Origin of the sequence: Wolbachia endosymbiont (group A) of Pogonocherus hispidulus (assembly GCF_964028195.1) — a bacterium.
In the GTDB taxonomy this organism is placed as follows: Bacteria; Pseudomonadota; Alphaproteobacteria; order Rickettsiales; family Anaplasmataceae; genus Wolbachia.
Genome location: NZ_OZ034750.1, coordinates 294,573 through 311,261, shown reverse-complemented (window position 1 = coordinate 311,261; position 16,689 = coordinate 294,573). Strand labels below are relative to the sequence as shown.

The 16,689-nt window shown below is 36.6% G+C and carries 21 protein-coding genes and 1 pseudogene; 21 read left to right on the top strand and 1 reads right to left on the bottom strand.

Annotated elements, in window-relative coordinates:
• Positions 1–132 precede the first annotated feature (132 nt).
• The 21 genes and pseudogenes from ABWU58_RS01485 to ABWU58_RS01385 all read left to right on the top strand — a co-directional run bounded on the left by ABWU58_RS01485 (position 133) and on the right by ABWU58_RS01385 (position 15,621).
• Positions 133–1,104 carry an IS110 family transposase gene (locus tag ABWU58_RS01485; RefSeq protein WP_353282680.1) on the top strand — a complete coding sequence of 324 codons (972 nt, stop codon included), beginning with the start codon at positions 133–135 and terminating at the stop codon, positions 1,102–1,104.
• A 289-nt stretch (positions 1,105–1,393) separates the two neighbouring features.
• A pseudogene (locus tag ABWU58_RS01480) lies at positions 1,394–2,440 on the top strand (phage portal protein); the annotation flags it as partial.
• A complete protein-coding gene (locus tag ABWU58_RS01475; RefSeq protein WP_353283381.1) occupies positions 2,437–3,531 on the top strand; it encodes a S49 family peptidase in 1,095 nt (364 codons plus the stop codon). The pseudogene ABWU58_RS01480 and the gene ABWU58_RS01475, both read left to right, overlap by 4 nt.
• Positions 3,532–3,640: 109 nt before the next feature.
• Positions 3,641–4,009, top strand: a complete 369-nt coding sequence (locus tag ABWU58_RS01470; RefSeq protein ID WP_341816895.1) for a head decoration protein — start codon at positions 3,641–3,643, stop codon at positions 4,007–4,009.
• Positions 4,010–4,165: 156 nt separating this feature from the next.
• Positions 4,166–5,024, top strand: a protein-coding gene (locus ABWU58_RS01465) for an IS630 family transposase (RefSeq protein WP_353283380.1) whose coding sequence is annotated in 2 segments (ribosomal slippage) — positions 4,166–4,491 and positions 4,490–5,024 — 861 coding nt in all. Because the reading frame shifts where the segments join, the coding sequence is not laid out codon by codon here.
• Positions 5,025–5,039: 15 nt separating this feature from the next.
• Positions 5,040–6,011: a major capsid protein gene (locus ABWU58_RS01460; RefSeq protein ID WP_353283379.1), complete on the top strand. Its 972-nt coding sequence runs from the start codon at positions 5,040–5,042 to the stop codon at positions 6,009–6,011.
• Between the two features lie 90 nt (positions 6,012–6,101).
• The gene (locus ABWU58_RS01455) at positions 6,102–6,410 is read left to right on the top strand and encodes a hypothetical protein (RefSeq protein WP_353283378.1); all 309 of its coding nucleotides are present in this window, start codon (positions 6,102–6,104) and stop codon (positions 6,408–6,410) included.
• On the top strand, positions 6,400–6,918 hold the full coding sequence (locus ABWU58_RS01450; RefSeq protein WP_353283377.1) for a phage tail protein: 519 nt from the start codon (positions 6,400–6,402) through the stop codon (positions 6,916–6,918). The genes ABWU58_RS01455 and ABWU58_RS01450 overlap by 11 nt, the downstream gene beginning before the upstream one ends.
• A 3-nt stretch (positions 6,919–6,921) precedes the next feature.
• Positions 6,922–7,395 carry a hypothetical protein gene (locus ABWU58_RS01445; protein ID WP_353283376.1) on the top strand — a complete coding sequence of 158 codons (474 nt, stop codon included), beginning with the start codon at positions 6,922–6,924 and terminating at the stop codon, positions 7,393–7,395.
• Positions 7,382–7,846 carry a phage baseplate assembly protein V gene (locus ABWU58_RS01440; protein ID WP_353283375.1) on the top strand — a complete coding sequence of 155 codons (465 nt, stop codon included), beginning with the start codon at positions 7,382–7,384 and terminating at the stop codon, positions 7,844–7,846. Before ABWU58_RS01445 ends, ABWU58_RS01440 begins: the two co-directional genes overlap by 14 nt.
• Before the next feature lie 3 nt (positions 7,847–7,849).
• Complete coding sequence (locus ABWU58_RS01435) at positions 7,850–8,104, top strand: PAAR domain-containing protein (protein WP_265031289.1); 255 nt, start codon at positions 7,850–7,852, stop codon at positions 8,102–8,104.
• 3 nt (positions 8,105–8,107) lie between these two features.
• Positions 8,108–8,443, top strand: a complete 336-nt coding sequence (locus tag ABWU58_RS01430) for a GPW/gp25 family protein (protein ID WP_265031288.1) — start codon at positions 8,108–8,110, stop codon at positions 8,441–8,443.
• A 2-nt stretch (positions 8,444–8,445) separates the two neighbouring features.
• A complete protein-coding gene (locus ABWU58_RS01425; RefSeq protein ID WP_265031287.1) occupies positions 8,446–9,246 on the top strand; it encodes a baseplate J/gp47 family protein in 801 nt (266 codons plus the stop codon).
• The gene (locus ABWU58_RS01420; RefSeq protein WP_265031286.1) at positions 9,246–10,442 is read left to right on the top strand and encodes a phage tail protein; all 1,197 of its coding nucleotides are present in this window, start codon (positions 9,246–9,248) and stop codon (positions 10,440–10,442) included. The genes ABWU58_RS01425 and ABWU58_RS01420 overlap by 1 nt, the downstream gene beginning before the upstream one ends.
• A gap of 138 nt (positions 10,443–10,580) precedes the next feature.
• Entirely contained in the window at positions 10,581–11,279 is a 699-nt protein-coding gene (locus ABWU58_RS01415) for an ankyrin repeat domain-containing protein (protein ID WP_341823705.1), read from the top strand.
• A gap of 16 nt (positions 11,280–11,295) precedes the next feature.
• Positions 11,296–11,916, top strand: coding sequence for an ankyrin repeat domain-containing protein (locus tag ABWU58_RS01410; RefSeq protein WP_341823706.1), 621 nt, complete (start codon positions 11,296–11,298; stop codon positions 11,914–11,916).
• A gap of 178 nt (positions 11,917–12,094) precedes the next feature.
• Positions 12,095–12,478 carry an ankyrin repeat domain-containing protein gene (locus tag ABWU58_RS01405; RefSeq protein WP_353283374.1) on the top strand — a complete coding sequence of 128 codons (384 nt, stop codon included), beginning with the start codon at positions 12,095–12,097 and terminating at the stop codon, positions 12,476–12,478.
• Positions 12,479–12,693: 215 nt separating this feature from the next.
• Complete coding sequence (locus tag ABWU58_RS01400; protein WP_410542045.1) at positions 12,694–12,939, top strand: hypothetical protein; 246 nt, start codon at positions 12,694–12,696, stop codon at positions 12,937–12,939.
• 26 nt (positions 12,940–12,965) lie between these two features.
• The gene (locus ABWU58_RS01395) at positions 12,966–13,400 is read left to right on the top strand and encodes a DUF2924 domain-containing protein (RefSeq protein WP_265031282.1); all 435 of its coding nucleotides are present in this window, start codon (positions 12,966–12,968) and stop codon (positions 13,398–13,400) included.
• Positions 13,393–14,898, top strand: a complete 1,506-nt coding sequence (locus ABWU58_RS01390) for a recombinase family protein (RefSeq protein WP_353283373.1) — start codon at positions 13,393–13,395, stop codon at positions 14,896–14,898. The genes ABWU58_RS01395 and ABWU58_RS01390 overlap by 8 nt, the downstream gene beginning before the upstream one ends.
• Positions 14,899–14,910: 12 nt before the next feature.
• Positions 14,911–15,621: a hypothetical protein gene (locus tag ABWU58_RS01385; protein WP_341816933.1), complete on the top strand. Its 711-nt coding sequence runs from the start codon at positions 14,911–14,913 to the stop codon at positions 15,619–15,621.
• A 69-nt stretch (positions 15,622–15,690) separates the two neighbouring features.
• Here the strand turns inward: ABWU58_RS01385 and ABWU58_RS01380 are convergent, their stop codons facing one another.
• Entirely contained in the window at positions 15,691–16,593 is a 903-nt protein-coding gene (locus ABWU58_RS01380) for an Rpn family recombination-promoting nuclease/putative transposase (protein ID WP_265016110.1), read from the bottom strand.
• Positions 16,594–16,689: the final 96 nt, after the last annotated feature.

Genomic DNA, 16,689 nt, shown 5'->3' with positions numbered 1-16,689 from the left:
AAGGACCGTAGTATAGCAAGGTTTTCTTCTCTGGTTTATACTGAAGTTCCGAACAACTGATTGAGTTTTTAGACTCGTATATAAGGGTGGAAAATACAGTATATATTGTTTATCAACATTTACGGAGGAATTATGAATTCATCAAATATTATTGCTGGCATTGATGTTAGCAAAGCTAAACTTGATATTCATATCCATCCACTTGGATATCATAAAGTATTTGAAAATAACGTGCAAGCTATTGATCAAATACTCGACTTTTTACGTTTGCATAATGTAAGCAAAGTTGGTCTTGAAGCAACAGGTGGATATGAAAAATTATGTGCCTATACTTTACTAAGCAATGGTTTTGAGGTATATGTTATTCAACCTAGATGGGTTAGAGATTATGCAAAAAGCCTTGGCGTTGCTACTAAAACCGATAAAATAGACTGTAGTATCATCTCACGTTATATTAATAATACAGATATGCGTGTTACTCCTTTAAAAGTTAGTAATGTTGATTGTTTGAGGCAAAAGCTATCTCGTAGAAATCAACTTGTAGAAATAGCAAAAATACAAAAAACCCAAGCTTACCAGGTAACTGATATATCCATAATAAAACAAATGGAAGAGCTACTTGCCATTTTACAAAATCAAATCCAAGCCTTAGAAGATGAGATGATGGAGTTGATTGATCAAAGTCAAGAGCTTAAAAGAAAATACATATCAATAACTAGTATACCAGGTGCAAGTAAAATCACAGCTATTACTATGATTTGTTATCTACCAGAACTAGGGACGCTTCAAGAAAAGCAAATATCCAGCCTTGCCGGGGTTGCACCTTTTAATCGAGACAGTGGTTTTAGTAAAGGAAAAAGGTGTATTCAAGGCGGTAGGTCACAAATTAGAACAGTTTTGTATATGTGTATTCTTAGTGCGCGGGAATGGAATTCTTACATAAAAACTTTTTTTGATAGGTTGTATAATCAATATAAAAAACCATATAAAGTTGCTTCTACCGCTGCTATGAGAAAGTTACTTTTACTTGCTAACTCCTTGGTAAGAGACGGTAGAGTGTTCACTGAGGAATATAGCCCTAAGTCTACTTCTCTAGTAAGTTAGTGTAGCTGTGGATAAGTACGCCCACATAAACTATAAGTACTTATACACAGCTACATCAATTAAGAGTTATAGCTTATATTATGTAAAAATACATTGAAGAGCACATTATATTTAACGGGCTAAATTTCTTTGATATTTTTCATTTTTCTATTGACTTTTAACACAACTGCTTTACTTTTGAGAAGGGAACTCTTATCTTCAGTACAGATTTTATATCTAAGGAGGAGAACAGAGTTCTTCCCTTCTCCACCTAACGCTTAAGCTTAAAACATTAGATGCTTTTTTCAAGATACAAGGAGGAGAATGTTTTGTAAGACTCCGGACAAGAAAACGAGAAGATGGTCTTTGTGTGCCGTTGCAATTACAAGTACTTGAGTCAGAGCATTTAGACAATAAGAGCAATCAAACCCTTGCCAATGGTAATGTAATTAGAAACGGGATTGAATTTAACCGACTTGGGCAAAGAGAAGCGTATTACCTTTTTCGAGAACATCCGGGTGAAGGATCATTTGGAGAGTCAGTTAGAGTACCAGCAAACGATGTTTTACATATCTATAGACCACTAAGACCTGGGCAGATTCGAGGAGTACCATGGTTGTCCAGTGTACTGTTAAAGCTCTATGAACTAGATCAATATGATGATGCAGAATTAGTACGAAAAAAGACAGCAGCAATGTTTGCAGGGTTTATTACCAGACTTGATCCTGAAGCGAACATCATGGGAGAAGGAGAGAGTAATGAACATGGAGTAGCGCTGTCAGGCTTAGAACCTGGGACTATGCAATTACTTGATCCCGGAGAAGATATTAAGTTCTCGGAACCATCAGACGTTGGGGGAAGTTATGAAGCATTCATGAAACAGCAACTCAGGGCAATAGCAGTAGGCACAGGGATAACTTACGAGCAGCTAACAGGAGATCTAAGTGGTGTCAATTATTCATCAATAAGAGCTGGGTTAATAGAGTTTCGTAGGAAGTGCGCGATGTTACAGCATAACGTGGTAGTATTTCAGCTTTGCCGGCCAGTATGGAATAGGTGGCTAGAATTAGCAATACTATCTGGAGAACTGGACATAGGTGAAAATTGGGCAAAAGAAACAGCAAAAGAGGTAAAATGGATACCGCAAGGGTGTGCTTACGTAGATCCGCTAAAAGACCAGCAAGCACAGCAAATGGCGGTAAGGAATGGGTTTAAGAGCAGGTCAGAAGTGGTTTCAGAACTGGGTTATGATGTAGAGGAAATAGACCAAGAAATTGCCGAAGATCAAAGACGTGCGAGTGAATTGGGCTTAAGTTTTGATTCTGATGTACAAAGTAGTTTTGCGGAAATGACATGAAACAACAAGCAATGTGGCTGAATAGACCGGTAATGATGGAGCAAAGAAGTTTTGATCTATTGTCATTACATGCCGGAAAGCATCCCACGTTTAAAAACATAAAACACGCAGTAAGAAATAATAAAAAGGGAATAGCAGTCATACCAATACATGGAATCTTAACGAAGAATTCAGAAGCTTTTGACGATATTTTAGGAATGACATCATATGAGAAGATACGTGAAGAGATAGAAGAAGCTTTAATAGATGAAGAAGTAGAAACAATAATTTTAGATATAGACAGCCCTGGAGGAGAAGTAAACGGTTTATTCGACCTTTCGGACTTTATTTACGAAGCAAGGACAAAAAAGAGAATTGTGGCGATAGCAAATGATGATGCATATTCTGCAGCGTATGCGATAGCGTCAAGTGCTGAAAAAGTATTGGTAACGAGAACTTCAGGAGTTGGAAGTATAGGAGTAATAGCAAGTCATATAGATCAAAGTGGGTTTGATGAAAAACAGGGAATAAAATATACCACAGTATTTGCAGGAAGTCGAAAAAACGATTTAAACCCACATGAGCCAATAACATCAGAAAGTCTGGAAAGCTTACAAGAGGAAGTAGATCGCCTATATGAGATGTTTGTCCAGCTCGTAGCACGAAACAGAAATTTGTCCACGGAAAAAATCAAATCAACGGAAGCAGGGCTATATTTTGGTGAGAAAGCAATGGAGATAGGTCTTGCTGATGGAATTACAACGTTTTCAGAATTTATTGATAATTATAGGAGTAATAGTATGAACAAAGTTGAGATAAAAGAACAAGCAATAGATATTGATGATCTAATTGAACAAGGAAGATGTTTAGGGTACGAGAGCTGCCGCAAGGAAGTATTAGAGGTAATAAGATTATGTAATTTATCAAAGATGCCAGAGAAAATAGGAGAATTTATTGAGCAGGATGTAAATGCCAAACAAGCGCAAGAGATATTAATGTCGATACTGGCGGAGAGAACGAAGAAGACGGAGATACTGAGCACAATACCACAAAGTTCATCAGAAGATTTAATGATGCAGGTAGCCAAAACACGCCAGAATAGCCAATTATAAGCAATCTATCTTTTACCGCGGAATATAGCAATAATAAACGCCGCGGTAAAACAACCGCCATATATAACACTAACAAAAGCGGCGGTAAAACAATTAAGGAGAAACATTTATGAGTTGTATAACTGAACAAAATAACCTTGGTGACCTATTAAAGTATGAGGCATCAAATCTATATTCAAGAGACCAAATAACAGTAGCAAAAGGGCAGAATCTTAAGCTTGGTACAATTGTTGGTCGTGATAAAGATGATCTAATTAAGATTATAAACTTAGCAGCGACAGATGGCACGCAAACAGCAATAGGTGTAATAACAAGTGATGTAAATGCAACGGAAACCACCAAAGCAGTAATCATTACACGTATAGCGATGCTAGCAGATCATGCAGTGGTGTGGCCAGGAAATATCACTGAGGAGCAAAAAGCTGCAGCAATAAAGCAACTTGAAGCACGGGGCATCATCATTCGTAAGGGAGTTTAAAACTGCTCAACTGAAGAGCAAAACCAACTTAAAACACTAAAGGGGAAAAACATGCAAAATCCATTTACAAATCCAGCATTTAGTATGACGGAATTATAGCTCTTCTCATAATAATCCAAATAAGGTAAGATATGGATTTATGGTAGTGGGGTTTGTATGCCAGCAGCGTATAGTTATGACTTAAGGAAAAAAGCAATGGAAGCATTGGATGAGGGAGAAAGTAGAGCAACTGTTGCCAAGAGATTTAAAATTGGAAAAACGACTTTATATGAGTGGCAGAAAAGGCGCGAGGAAACAGGAGATTTTCAGTCAAAAAAGCCTGGAAGCGTAGGATATAACCATAAAATTACCGACTGGAATGTCTTCACCGAATTTGCAAAAAACCATGGTGGCAAAACTCAGTCAGAGATGGCTAAACTCTGGGGCAATATCAGTCGACAAACGATTCACCGCGCACTTAAAAATATTGGCTTTACAAGAAAAAAAGATCTACGGATATAAAGAAAGAAATGAAGAAAGGCGAGCTCAATTTGCAAAGGTTATAGCAACAAAATATCCTGAAAATCTTGTATATATTGACGAATCTGGGATAGACAATACAGAAGACTACCCATACGGATATTGCAGAAAAGGAGAGAGGTTTCATTCACTAAAATCAGGTAAAAAAACTCAGCGCGTCAGTATGATTGCAGCTCTAAATAAAAAGAAAATCATTGCTCCATTGACCTTTGAGGGATACTGCAACAAGGATGTTTTTGAGGCTTGGTTTGAGCAGTTTTTGACTCCAATTTTAAGGTCTGGCCAAACTGTAATTCTTGATAACGCTGCTTTCCATAAATCTAAAAAAATCGATGATCTTGCTAAAGGAGTAGGTGCTGAAATTCTTTATCTTCCTCCATATTCTCCAGACTTTAACGAAATTGAGCATCATTGGTTTGCTATAAAGAACAGAGCTAGAAAAAATATCCCTATTTTTCAGTCTTTCCGTCAAGCTGTTGATTCTGCTTTTTTATGATTTGTTCCGACTATTATGAGAAGAGCTATAACTAAAGCAATAAACATATTGCCGATAAATTATGGTCGAACAGAAAGCTTAAATTTATTTCCAAGTAGATCGGTAAGATTCCGACATATTACGATAGAAGAGCAAAACGGAGTATTGAGTTTATTACCAACGCAAGTTCCCGGAGCACCAGCAACAGTGGGAAAACGCGGAAAACGAAAAATAAGAACATTTACGATACCACATATTCCCCATGATGACGTAGTGTTACCTGAGGAAGTGCAAGGAATAAGGGCATTTGGGTCAGAGAATGAATTGAAAGCGTTGGCTAACGTGGTAACAGATCATCTGGAGTTGATGAGAAACAAACACGCGATAACGTTAGAGCATCTGCGAATGGGGGCGCTCAAAGGAATAATTTTAGACGCAGATGGGTCAGAGTTATTAAATCTGTATAACGAATTTGAAATTACACCAAAAGTAGTAAATTTTGCACTGGGAATAGCAACCACCGATGTAAAGCGTAAGTGTCTGGAAGTATTGAGGCATGTTGAGGACAACTTAAGTGGTGAATACATGACCGGGATTCATGCGCTGGTAAGTCCAGAGTTTTTTGATGCACTAACTTCGCATGCCAAAGTAAAAGAGGCATATGAGAGATGGCAAGAAGGAGCAGCACTCCGGAACGACATGAGATCAGGATTTACGTTCTGTGGAATAACATTTGAGGAGTACAGAGGGCAAGCAACTGATCCTGAAGGAATTGTGAGAAGATTTATAGAAAAAGATGCGGGACACTGTTTTCCACTTGGTACAGCTAATACATTTACTACTTACTTTGCGCCAGCGGACTTTAATGAGACGGTAAATACACTAGGGCAACCGTTATATGCAAAACAAGAGCCAAGAAGATTTGATAGAGGGACTGACCTTCATACCCAATCAAACCCTCTACCAATGTGCCATCGCCCAGGTATACTTGTAAAACTTGCTGCATAACAGGTGAGGTAAAGCTAAGTGCAGATTGTTTTTAATACCCCGAACAGGAAGCATTATATCAACTAAAGAATAAAAAGCAACTAAAAAATTATGTTTAGAGATATTAAAAGATTATTTGCAGATTGTTTTACACATTTAGGAGAGCAAGCTTTGTATGAGTCAAAGGATAAGTCGTACATGGTGCAGATATTAAAACAGCAACCAGACAAACTCTATGGTATCGGTGAAGGACAATTTGTAGGGGAGATATTGATTTTGGAGGTGAGTGTCTTTGATGTATTGCAGCCAGTAGTAGGAGATATCTTTATTATTGGTGACCGTAGATACAAAGTACACTCACCGCCACTCAGAGATAACTCTGGAATGATCTGGAAAATTCAAGCGTCAAATGCGTATTAACGTTGAAGTTAGCGGTAGCATCAAAGAAGTTATGCAAAGCATAGATGCAGAGAAAGCGAAAGTGGAAAAAGCAGCGGTGAGGGCACTAAACAAAACAGCACTATGGGTAAGATCGCAAACAGTCAAACAAGTTAGCGAAGAAAAACAAATACCAAAAAAAGCAATGAGAAAAAAGTTAAGTGTGGATAAAGCAAATAGAAAGCGTTTGTGGTCTATAATAAAGCTTAGTTCGCAGTGGATAGGAGTAGCAAAACTTGGGAGTATAAAACAGACAAAGATAGGAGCAAAGGTAGGAAGCCGTATGTATGAAGGAGCATTTATAGCAACAATGAAAAATGGTCATATAGGAATATTCAAAAGAAGGTACATGACACCGTTACCAATAGATGAAATTAAAGTAAACACGCAAGCTCGGGAAATAATGAAAGAGTTAGCTGAAAATGAAGTAGAAAGAGTATTTGAGAAGTATTTCGACCATGAACTTAATTTTATTTTAAGAGGATCATAATGTATGTTTTGGAGAGATCTACATCAGAAGATTTGTACAATGCTAAAGGAAGAAATACCAGCGATACAGACATGTGAAGTGTATCCAACGATAAGAAAAGAATTATTAGCGCCAGCGTTATTTGTAGAGCTTGTGAGTTTAGAAGCGGGAAAAGATCCTGGGACAGAGGAGTTTGCGCTGAGAGCAAGATTTGAAGCAAGAATTGTAGTTGATGGAACAGTCGAGGATTCCTCGGTGGTTGTAAGGTTACTGGCAGCAGAAGTTGCAAGAGTAGTGAATAAAAATACTTGGAACGTGGAAAATGTTTTGCCGGGAGAATTTTTATCAGCGGAAGTAGACAATTTTAAACCAGAGTTGGATGCATATTTAGTGTGGTTGGTAGAATGGGTTCACGAGCTACATACAGGTCAATCAATGTGGTTAGAAACTGGTATTATACCGCATATTATCAGTGTGGGGGAAAATGTTAGACCATAATTTTGCGATTGCAGAGCTAAATAGAAGGCTAGTAAACATTATTCGTATAGGTCTAGTTAAAGAAATAGACCATGAAAAGGCAAGAGTGCGGGTAAAAGTAGGAGAATTTATAACCGATTGGCTTCCATGGGTAACGGCAAGAGCAGGAGAAGATAGAAGTTGGTTTGCGCCGAATATTGATGAGCAAGTAATAGTATTATCGCCATATGGAGAGTTGTCATTAGGGGTGGTGCTACCGGCAATTTATCAGGAGAAATATCCGCCTCCGGAGAATAAAAAGGAAATAAATAGTGCAAAATTTCAAGATGGGACAAAGTTATCGTACGATAAAGATAAACATCATTTAGAGATAGATGTAATAGATAAAATAACGCTAAAAGTTGGGGAATCAAGTATAGAAATGACAAAAAAGGGAATAAAACTCAAAGGAAAAAGAATAGATCTAAACTAGTATATGGGTAAAGCAATCGTTTGTGTAGGAGATTATTGCAGTGGAATACCAGCACATGTTTGTATGAGTGGAAGCAGCGATGTTTTTGTAAACGGTAGATCTGTGTGTCGAAAAGGAGATATCTTAACTCTAGGGGAGAAACTAATGCAAGGATCAAACAGCGTATTTATTAATGATATGGGAATAACAAGAACAGGTGACTTGGTATCGTGTGGTTTTCATGTGATGAGCGTTAGCAAAAATGTATTTACAAGTTAAGAAATGAGAGGCATGAATGCTAGCACGGGAAAGGAATTGGAAGGATTAAACCATCTAAAGCAATCGATAGTTGACATACTGACCACGCCGATAGGCAGCAGAATCATGCGTAGGAACTATGGGTCAAGATTACTTGAGTTAATTGATCGGCCAATAAATAGAGATTTTACGTTAGAAATTTATGCGGCAACAGCGGAAGCACTAGAAAAATGGGAAACAAGGTTCAAACTCGAGAAAGTAAAAATCACAGAAGTAAAAGAAGGGAAAGTCACAATTTCTTTGGATGGGATTTATCTACCAAAAGGAGAAAAAATTCGCTTTGACGGGGTTGTGGTATAAAGATGGAGCAGCCAAATATTATCGAACCACTGAACTTTGAAGAGATTTTTTCTCGGATGAAAGAAGAATTAGTGAAGCATGATGCAAGTTTTACGGCATTAGTAGAAAGTGACCCAGCGATGAAGATATTAGAAGTAGCAGCCTGGAGAGAACTTTTGCTGAGAGAAAGAGTAAATGAGGCAGTAAAAAGTAATGTACTGAAGTTTGCAGGAGGAGAAGACCTAGATAATTTAGCTGAGTTTTATGGAGTAGAAAGGGAAAAAGGGGAAGATGATGAACGTTTCAGAAAAAGAATTAAAGCAAAGATAGTTGGCTGGAGTACCGGAGGGAGTAAAGAACATTATCGATATCATGCACTCTCAGCAGATAGAAGAGTAAAGGATGCATTGGTTGAATCAAAAGTGCCAGGGAGTGTAGAGATCTCGATTTTATCCACGGAGTTATCCACAAATGGCATAGCGTCTGAAGAACTACTTGATATTGTAAGAAAGCAAGTCACCAGGGATGATATAAGGGTATTAACAGATACGATAACAGTAGTTGGTTGCAATATTATAGAAATAAATATCCACAGCAGAATTAGTATTAAAAGACCAGATATTGTTGAAACAGTGAAGAAGAAATTTATAGAAAAATTTGAATCAACGAAAAGATTGGGATGGAAAGTAACGAAATCATGGATTATAGCCAACCTGTTTGTGGAGGGAGTAGAAAACGTGGAATTAATCGAGCCAAAAGAGGATGTTGTGGTACTGGGGAATGAGTGCGCTGCCTTAAGAAGTTTAAATGTTGAGTTGAATTAATGCTATTACCGCCAAATGCAACAAAACAAGAAAAAGCGCTGGTTGATGCAATAGATTACAAAGTAGACCCAAGCTGTGTAAAAGGATTTAAATTTAGCCTAGGGGAAAAAATATTACCGTGGTTGGTTGAAGAATATGGATTGGGGGAAATTCTACGCTGGAAAGGAAAGGCGATAAAAGAAGGAGTAAAATTTCAGCGTTTAAGAGGAACACCAGCGTCACTTAAAATAGCATTAAAGTGGGCAAATATAGAAGATATTACAATTATTGAAGAGCCACCCGGTAAACACTTTTTTGAGTTGCAGGTAGGGATAAGAGACGTACCAAATGATTTCTTTGTAGATGCAGTAGTAGAACTAGCAAAACTATCACTACCTGCAAGATCGAGGCTAATGAGAATTTTTAACGATTATTACAATGTTGATAGGTTTATTTTAGACGAAAGTTTTTTTGGCAGCTTATTATCAGACTACTCTGGTACAAAGGTCGAAAAAGATGGACCAGTGTTGTCATTTGGAAGAGTAAATTTTTTCAGGTCTCATGGTCCAGTTATTAGGATTATAGAAAACTATCTACGCGATCATTATGAACGAGCTTTAAGCAATGACATATATCGCTTGGATGTAGCAATCCTTGGAGAAACCGAGCCTCACACAAAGAATTATAACGGTATTTATGAAAGAAGTCATCAGTGGAATAATTTAAAAACGCTATATCCGCTACCACAGAGCTTATTACCTGAGATTAAGTTTGCTAAAGCGCAGATAGTATTATCAGATAGCTGGAACTTAGGAGAAATAAACGCATGTTTTCCGGTTGGTAGTGTGGAAGAAGAAGGAAGTAAATTTTTACTAGGAAGTAGTAAACTGTCTGAACAACTGTGGAACTTAAAGTACAAGCCAATTTTAGAAAGGTTTAGCGTTACTCACCACTACAAGGTAGAAGATTTTACCAACCAGAAAGTTATAAGATATGGTTTAGCAGAACACATTTTCTACTATGAAAACGATTTAGATTCAAAGCAAAAAGATTCAACACGTGAACCGGAAAATTACATTTTAGTGTTTTACCCGGGTGTACTAACGTGGCACGAACATCGACATTTGAACAGGTCTTGGGAAGAAAAACAGCCCATATGCTTAATATACCAAACATATATATTTATATCTTCATATACTATATTAGTATTTAGTTAAAAAAGGTGTACTACGTGAAAAAAGACTTGCCTTTTTATACTAAAACACGCATAACTTAAATAGTAGCAAGTAAACAAAAAAAAATGATCTTGCACTAAAGAAAGCCAAATTGGCGTATGTTTTTATAGTGAGGTATGTATGAAGTTCAGTGAGGAAAAAAGAAAAGCTTTTAATAAGTCATTTTATGAATTATTAGACAACTCGTTTAAGAATATTAACGAAAAAGATGAAAAAGGAGAAACAATACTGCACAAGGCAGCAAGAATGTCGACAGGAAAAAAAGTAAGTTTTCTAGTCAGGAAAGGAGCGGACGTCAATGCAAGAGATAACAGAGGTTTTACACCGCTCCATTGGGCAGTATCGGCGAAACGTCTAGAGAACGTAAAAGAGCTGATAAGATCAGGAGCGGAAGTAAATGCTACTGAAGGAATTAGCAAATATACGCCACTGCATCTTGCGTGTATGGTATGGGCAGAAAGGATAATAAAAGAGCTAGTAAAAGCAGGAGCGGCCGTTAATCAGCCGGATAAATTTGGTAATACACCGATGTATTGGCTAATGGCCAATGAAAAGAATAAAGAGGCAAGGAAATTCCTGGAAAAGCAAGGAGGTATAGTAAGAGATACACCAAAAATATGCGATGAAGTAGTGGAATCAGTTGGAGAAATGGTAGATGTATGGAGTAGAAAATTTTTACCGAAGTTAAAAGGGAAGGTGGTAAGTTTAGAAGAAATAAGAAAAAGAGATGAGTCGCTAATAATAGAAGATTTTAACAAAGTAATAAGCAGGGTGGTGGGCAAGATGAACACTATGATTAAAGAATTTGATGAAAGATAGATAGTTGAGGTATATTATGGTAAAGTTTAACAAAGAAACAAAAAATGCTTTTGAAGAGTTATTGAAAGCAATATCAGTAAACGAGTTTCAACAAATAAATGAGAAAGACACAGAAGGTTGTACAATATTGCACCGAGCAGCACAAGTGTCAGAGCCAGAAATAGTAGAGCTATTAATAAAAAAAGGAGCAAACGTTAACGAGAGAAATAATAGAAATGAAACGCCGTTGCATCTAGCAGCATTTTTAGGGCGTAGAAAAAATGTGAGAGCCCTGATAAAGAACGGAGGCGAAGTAAATGCAAGGTCTAATAACAAAGCAGTGCCACTACATTTTGCAAGTTTAGCAGGAAGAATAAGGACAATAGAAGAACTGATAAAAGCAGGAGGAGATATGAATGCAATAGATAGGTTTGAATGCAGCCCACTAAACTATGCAAAAATTTATCCGAGGGTGACAAGTTATCTAGAAAAGAAGGGAGTGAATATGAGAGATGTAGAAGTGATGAATGGAGAAGCAAACAAGGCAATAGAAGAAATAATGGAAAGGTGTAATAAAGGCCCGGAGGGAGAAGTGATGAGTTTTAAGGAAGTAGTGGAATTAATAGAAAAAGAATCCTTACTACTGGAAGAGAAATAGGAAGAAGCAAGTGGCTTTTATTTAATATATTAAATATATAGATTTATATCTTAATATAATATGCTGAAAAAATGTGTATATTTTGTAAAAAAAAACTTGCTTTTTATGCCAAAACAGCCCTAAGTGAAAAAGTAGCTAGTAAACAAACAAGATTTACTAAGCGCTAAAGTGAGCCAAATTGGAGGCACTTTATATTGTATTAATAGCTGAGGAACTTATGGTAAAATTTAGTAAGAAAGAAAGAGAAGAATTTAATAAGTCGTGGAAAGAAGTATTAGATAACTCAATAGAAAATATTAATAAAAAAGACACAAAAGGGAGGACGATATTGCATTACGCGGTAGGAATGCCAGATCCCAAAAAAGTGAGATTATTAATCCAAAAGGGAGCAGATGTAGATGCAGCAGATGCCGGGAAATATAGACCACTACACCTAGCAGTGATGGGGCAACGTGTAGAAAATATAAAAGAGCTGATAAAGGCAGGAGTGGAGGTAAACGCAGTGGAACGAAGTAGCAAATTTGCTCCGTTGCACCTTGCCTGCATGGTGCATAAGTGTTGAAAGTGCAGTCACACAAGGTGATTAATGGTATGTAAATCTCCTCTTGATATCAACCTTCGTTGTTGGGAAAGCAGATAAACCACGTCAAAAATTCGCTTAAACCTTCTAACCACAGGCAAAAAGGCGCTTTTTTGATTTATTTTATTATCATTGAAATTTATGCCATTAACCACCTTATATAATGCCACTTATAGCACTTTCAACACTTATGCTACATGGTGGCAGGGATAAAAATAGTAGAAGAACTAGTAAAAGCCGGAGCAAATATAGAGCAAAAGGATAAATCTGGCAAAACCCCAATGGATTATGCGAGAAATAATAAAGAGATAAAAGAAGTGTTAGAGAATGTAAAAATGGCAAATAAACAGAGAGAGTTTATAGAAAAAATAAAAATCGTATCGGAAAGCACGGCAGTTGGTGTAAAAGAAGAGCTAGAAACTGTGGATGAAAAAGTGCTGTAACCTTTTTAAAAATTCAGGAGAGAGGCATGGAAAAAGTAGAAAAAAAAGTAAGGAGTTTAGATGAGAAACCATTAGTAGAGCTGAGAAAAATATGGAAAAAGGTATATGGGGAAGAAGCACCTAAATACACAAAGAAATATCTGGTACCGAGGTTAGCATATAGGATGCAGGAGAAAGCGTATGGAGAAATATCAAGAAAAGGGGCAAAAAGACTGGAATACCTAGCAGATCGACTAGAGAAGGGAAAAAGAATAAGTAGCGATAAACTGCCAGTAGAGGGAACAGAGTTGATATTAGAGAGAGGGGAAGAAGTTCACGTTGTAATGGTAACAAATACAGGTTTGATCTATAGAGAAGAGTTTTATACATCATTATCAGCAGTAGCAGGAAAAATAATGGGAATGAGTTACAACGGACCGCTCTTGTTTGGCATGCGTGAAAAGGAGAAAAAAAGTGTGTGAGGAAATAAGATGTGCGATATATACAAGAAAATCAAATGAAGATGGACTAGAACAAAAGTTTAACAGTTTAGATGCGCAGCGAGTAGCATGTGAAAAATACATAAAGAGCAAAGAAGGATGGATAACATTGGCAAAAAAGTACGACGACGGTGGGTTTTCAGGGAGTAATTTAAATAGACCAGCAATAAAGGAATTGTTTGAAGATGTAAAGGCAGGAGAAGTGGACTGTGTGGTAGTGTATACGCTCGATAGGTTATCAAGGAAAACAAAGGACTGCATAGAAGTAACGTCATTTTTTAGAAGGCACCGGATAAGTTTTGTAGCAGTGACGCAAATATTTGATAACAACACACCAATGGGAAAATTTGTGCAAACAGTGTTATCAGGAGCAGCACAACTAGAAAGAGAAATGATAGTAGAGAGAGTAAAAAATAAAATAGCAACATCGAAAGAACAAGGGTTATGGATGGGAGGAACTTTGCCGCTAGGGTATGATGTGAAAGATAAAGAATTAATAATAAATGAGAAAGAAGCAAAGACGGTGAAACATATATTTGAGAGGTATATGGAGTTGAAGTCAATGGCAGGATTAGCAAGAGAGTTAAATAGCCAAGGGTACCGAACGAAAGCAAGATCAGATATCTTTAAAAAGGCCACGGTAAGGAGAATAATAACAAATCCGATATATATGGGAAAAATCAGACATTATGAGAAACAATATAAAGGAAAGCATGAGGCAATAATAGAAGAAGAAAAATGGCAAAAAGCGCAGGAATTGATAAAGAATCAACCATATCGAGGAGTAAAATATGAGGAAGCGCTGCTAAAGGGGATGATAAGATGCAGATGCTGCAAAGTAAACATGACGCTGACATACTCAAAAAAAGAAAATAAAAGGTATCGATATTATATATGCAATAACCATTTAAGAGGAAAAGATTGTGGATCAGTGAACCGAACAGTAGTAGCAGGAGAAGTAGAAAAAGAAGTGATGAAGAGAGCTGAACGCCTATATGAAAATTTGGAAGAAAAAGCGGAAGAGTGGAAAAATTTAAGTTTTGGAAAACAGAAAGAAGAGGTGAAGAAATTAATAAAGACAGTATGGATGAGAGAGGATGGAATAGATGTCTGTTCTGAATCAGAGGAAAAATTTATACCAATGAGTTTAAAAAAGAAAGGAAATAAATGCACGGTAGTAGAACCAGAGGGGAAAACAAATAATGCGCTACTGAAAGCAGTGGTAAGGGCTCATCTGTGGAAACATCAACTGGAGGCAGGAAAATATAGAAGTGTGAAAGAGCTGAGCGTTAAAATTAATATAGGTACAAGGCGCATACAACAAATTTTAAGGTTAAATTATTTAGCACCAAAGATCAAAGAAGACATAGTAAATGGGAGGCAGCCAAGTAGTTTGAGGTTGGTTGATTTAAGGGAAATACCAATGCTGTGGAGTGAGCAATTGGAAAAGTTTTATGATCTTAATTTACAAAAGAAATAGGAGAAAAACATCATGAGAACACCGAAAAAAATATGGAAAAGTATTGCTAAAAAATTCAAAAATAGCGCTGCCGCAAAAGAACAAGAGCCAAGTGTTTCTAGCAGCACAGAAAAGAGAAGAAGGCAAAAAATTTTAGAAGATATTCCTAGCATAAAAACGACCATAGAACAGCAAACCACACCTACAACCAAAACTACTACAGCTAAAGATGAAAATAGTAAGGAAGTGCGTGAAGTATGTAAATATGGTGTAACAAATAAAGATACTACTCACGTAATTGATAAAGCTACAGAAACTGACACAAAATTATGTAATAAAAATAGTGAGACGGGACAACCAATATTTGAAAGTAGCGAAAAAGCCCAAAATGATTCAGTAGAAACCACTGTAGAACCAACTTCCGTCGATAGAGAAACTAATGAGCAAGAGCCAAATCCCGCTGAAATAGAACTATGTTTTACCATAGATGAAAAAGACAAACCACCAACAAAAACAACGCAACAAAGGCAAGCAATCTTGGCTAGTGTTGTTGGTGCGGTATTACTAGTCTGTGGCATTGTAGCTTGTATATTGAAAATGTACGCTATAGCGGTAGTTGGCGGGATAGTTGGATTAGCTTGTGTAAGTTTTGCGCTATATAATATCATAAATCCCAACACCAAGCTCGAGAAAGTAAAAAGTGTGGAGCAGCCTGTTATCCAATCTCCTTTGAATCCAACATAAAAGGACATACTCAAAAAACGTCAAGTAAATTTCAAATAAGCTAATTTCTTTAGAAGAATCTATAAGTTATTAAACTTTCTGCAATTCTTTTATCTCACTTATAGAAAGACCAGTAAACTTGACAATAGTGTCAACATCAACATTATTAGCCAGCATTGTTTTTGCTACTTCAATTTTTCCTTCAATTTTTCCTTCAATTTTTCCTTCCTCTTTACCAATTTTTTTGCCTTGTTCAGTAGCATCATCGAGTCTTTGAGCGAGGACAGCCTGTTCATCAAGAATACGTTTTATTTCCTGTTCGTAGGCAATAAATTCTTTCTCTGACCAGTTAAATCTATTTAGCTCTTCATAGGCTTTTTTGATTATAAAATCACTCCCTATTATTTTTTCCAGCTCCTCTTCACTGGTTTCCTCTGCATACCTAAAGAAATAAGCCCACTTTTCTACTATATTCTCCAATTGATCTTCCTTATTCTTTGGAAATTTTGGCAACTCAATAAATATAAAATAGAAATCTTTTAGATCATGCTCATTAGTATCTTCATCTCGAATAGTATGCTTTGACTTGTATTCAGATTTATTAGGAAACAGTACACAATCTGCTATAGCAATGAAGATAATTTCCTTAAGGTCATGGTATTGATCACCCTTGTCAGCTTGTCTTGAATAAGCTTTAGCTGCATAGTATTGAGCACGTTTCTCGAAGCCTTTAGTTTTAGCGACCTGCATTTCGACTATTACTTGCAGTCCATTTTCATCTCTACAGAGAACATCAACAATACTTTGCTTTTTAGCAGCAATATCAGGGTCTTGAATAGTACTTAAAAACTCTATATCCTTTATTTCATTTTTACCAGTGAAGCCAAGGATATCATTGAGGAAGTGAATAAGAATATCCTTATTTTTTTCAGTACCAAAGATACGCTTGAACGATATATCATTTTTGGGATCAAGAAACTTAGAAAAAGTCATAAGAAATTAACCTAAAAAGCATTAATGATTATACACAATTCTGAAGAAATGTTCAACTTCTTTATGCTAAAGTCTATTAAAGTTAGCTGAATTTCA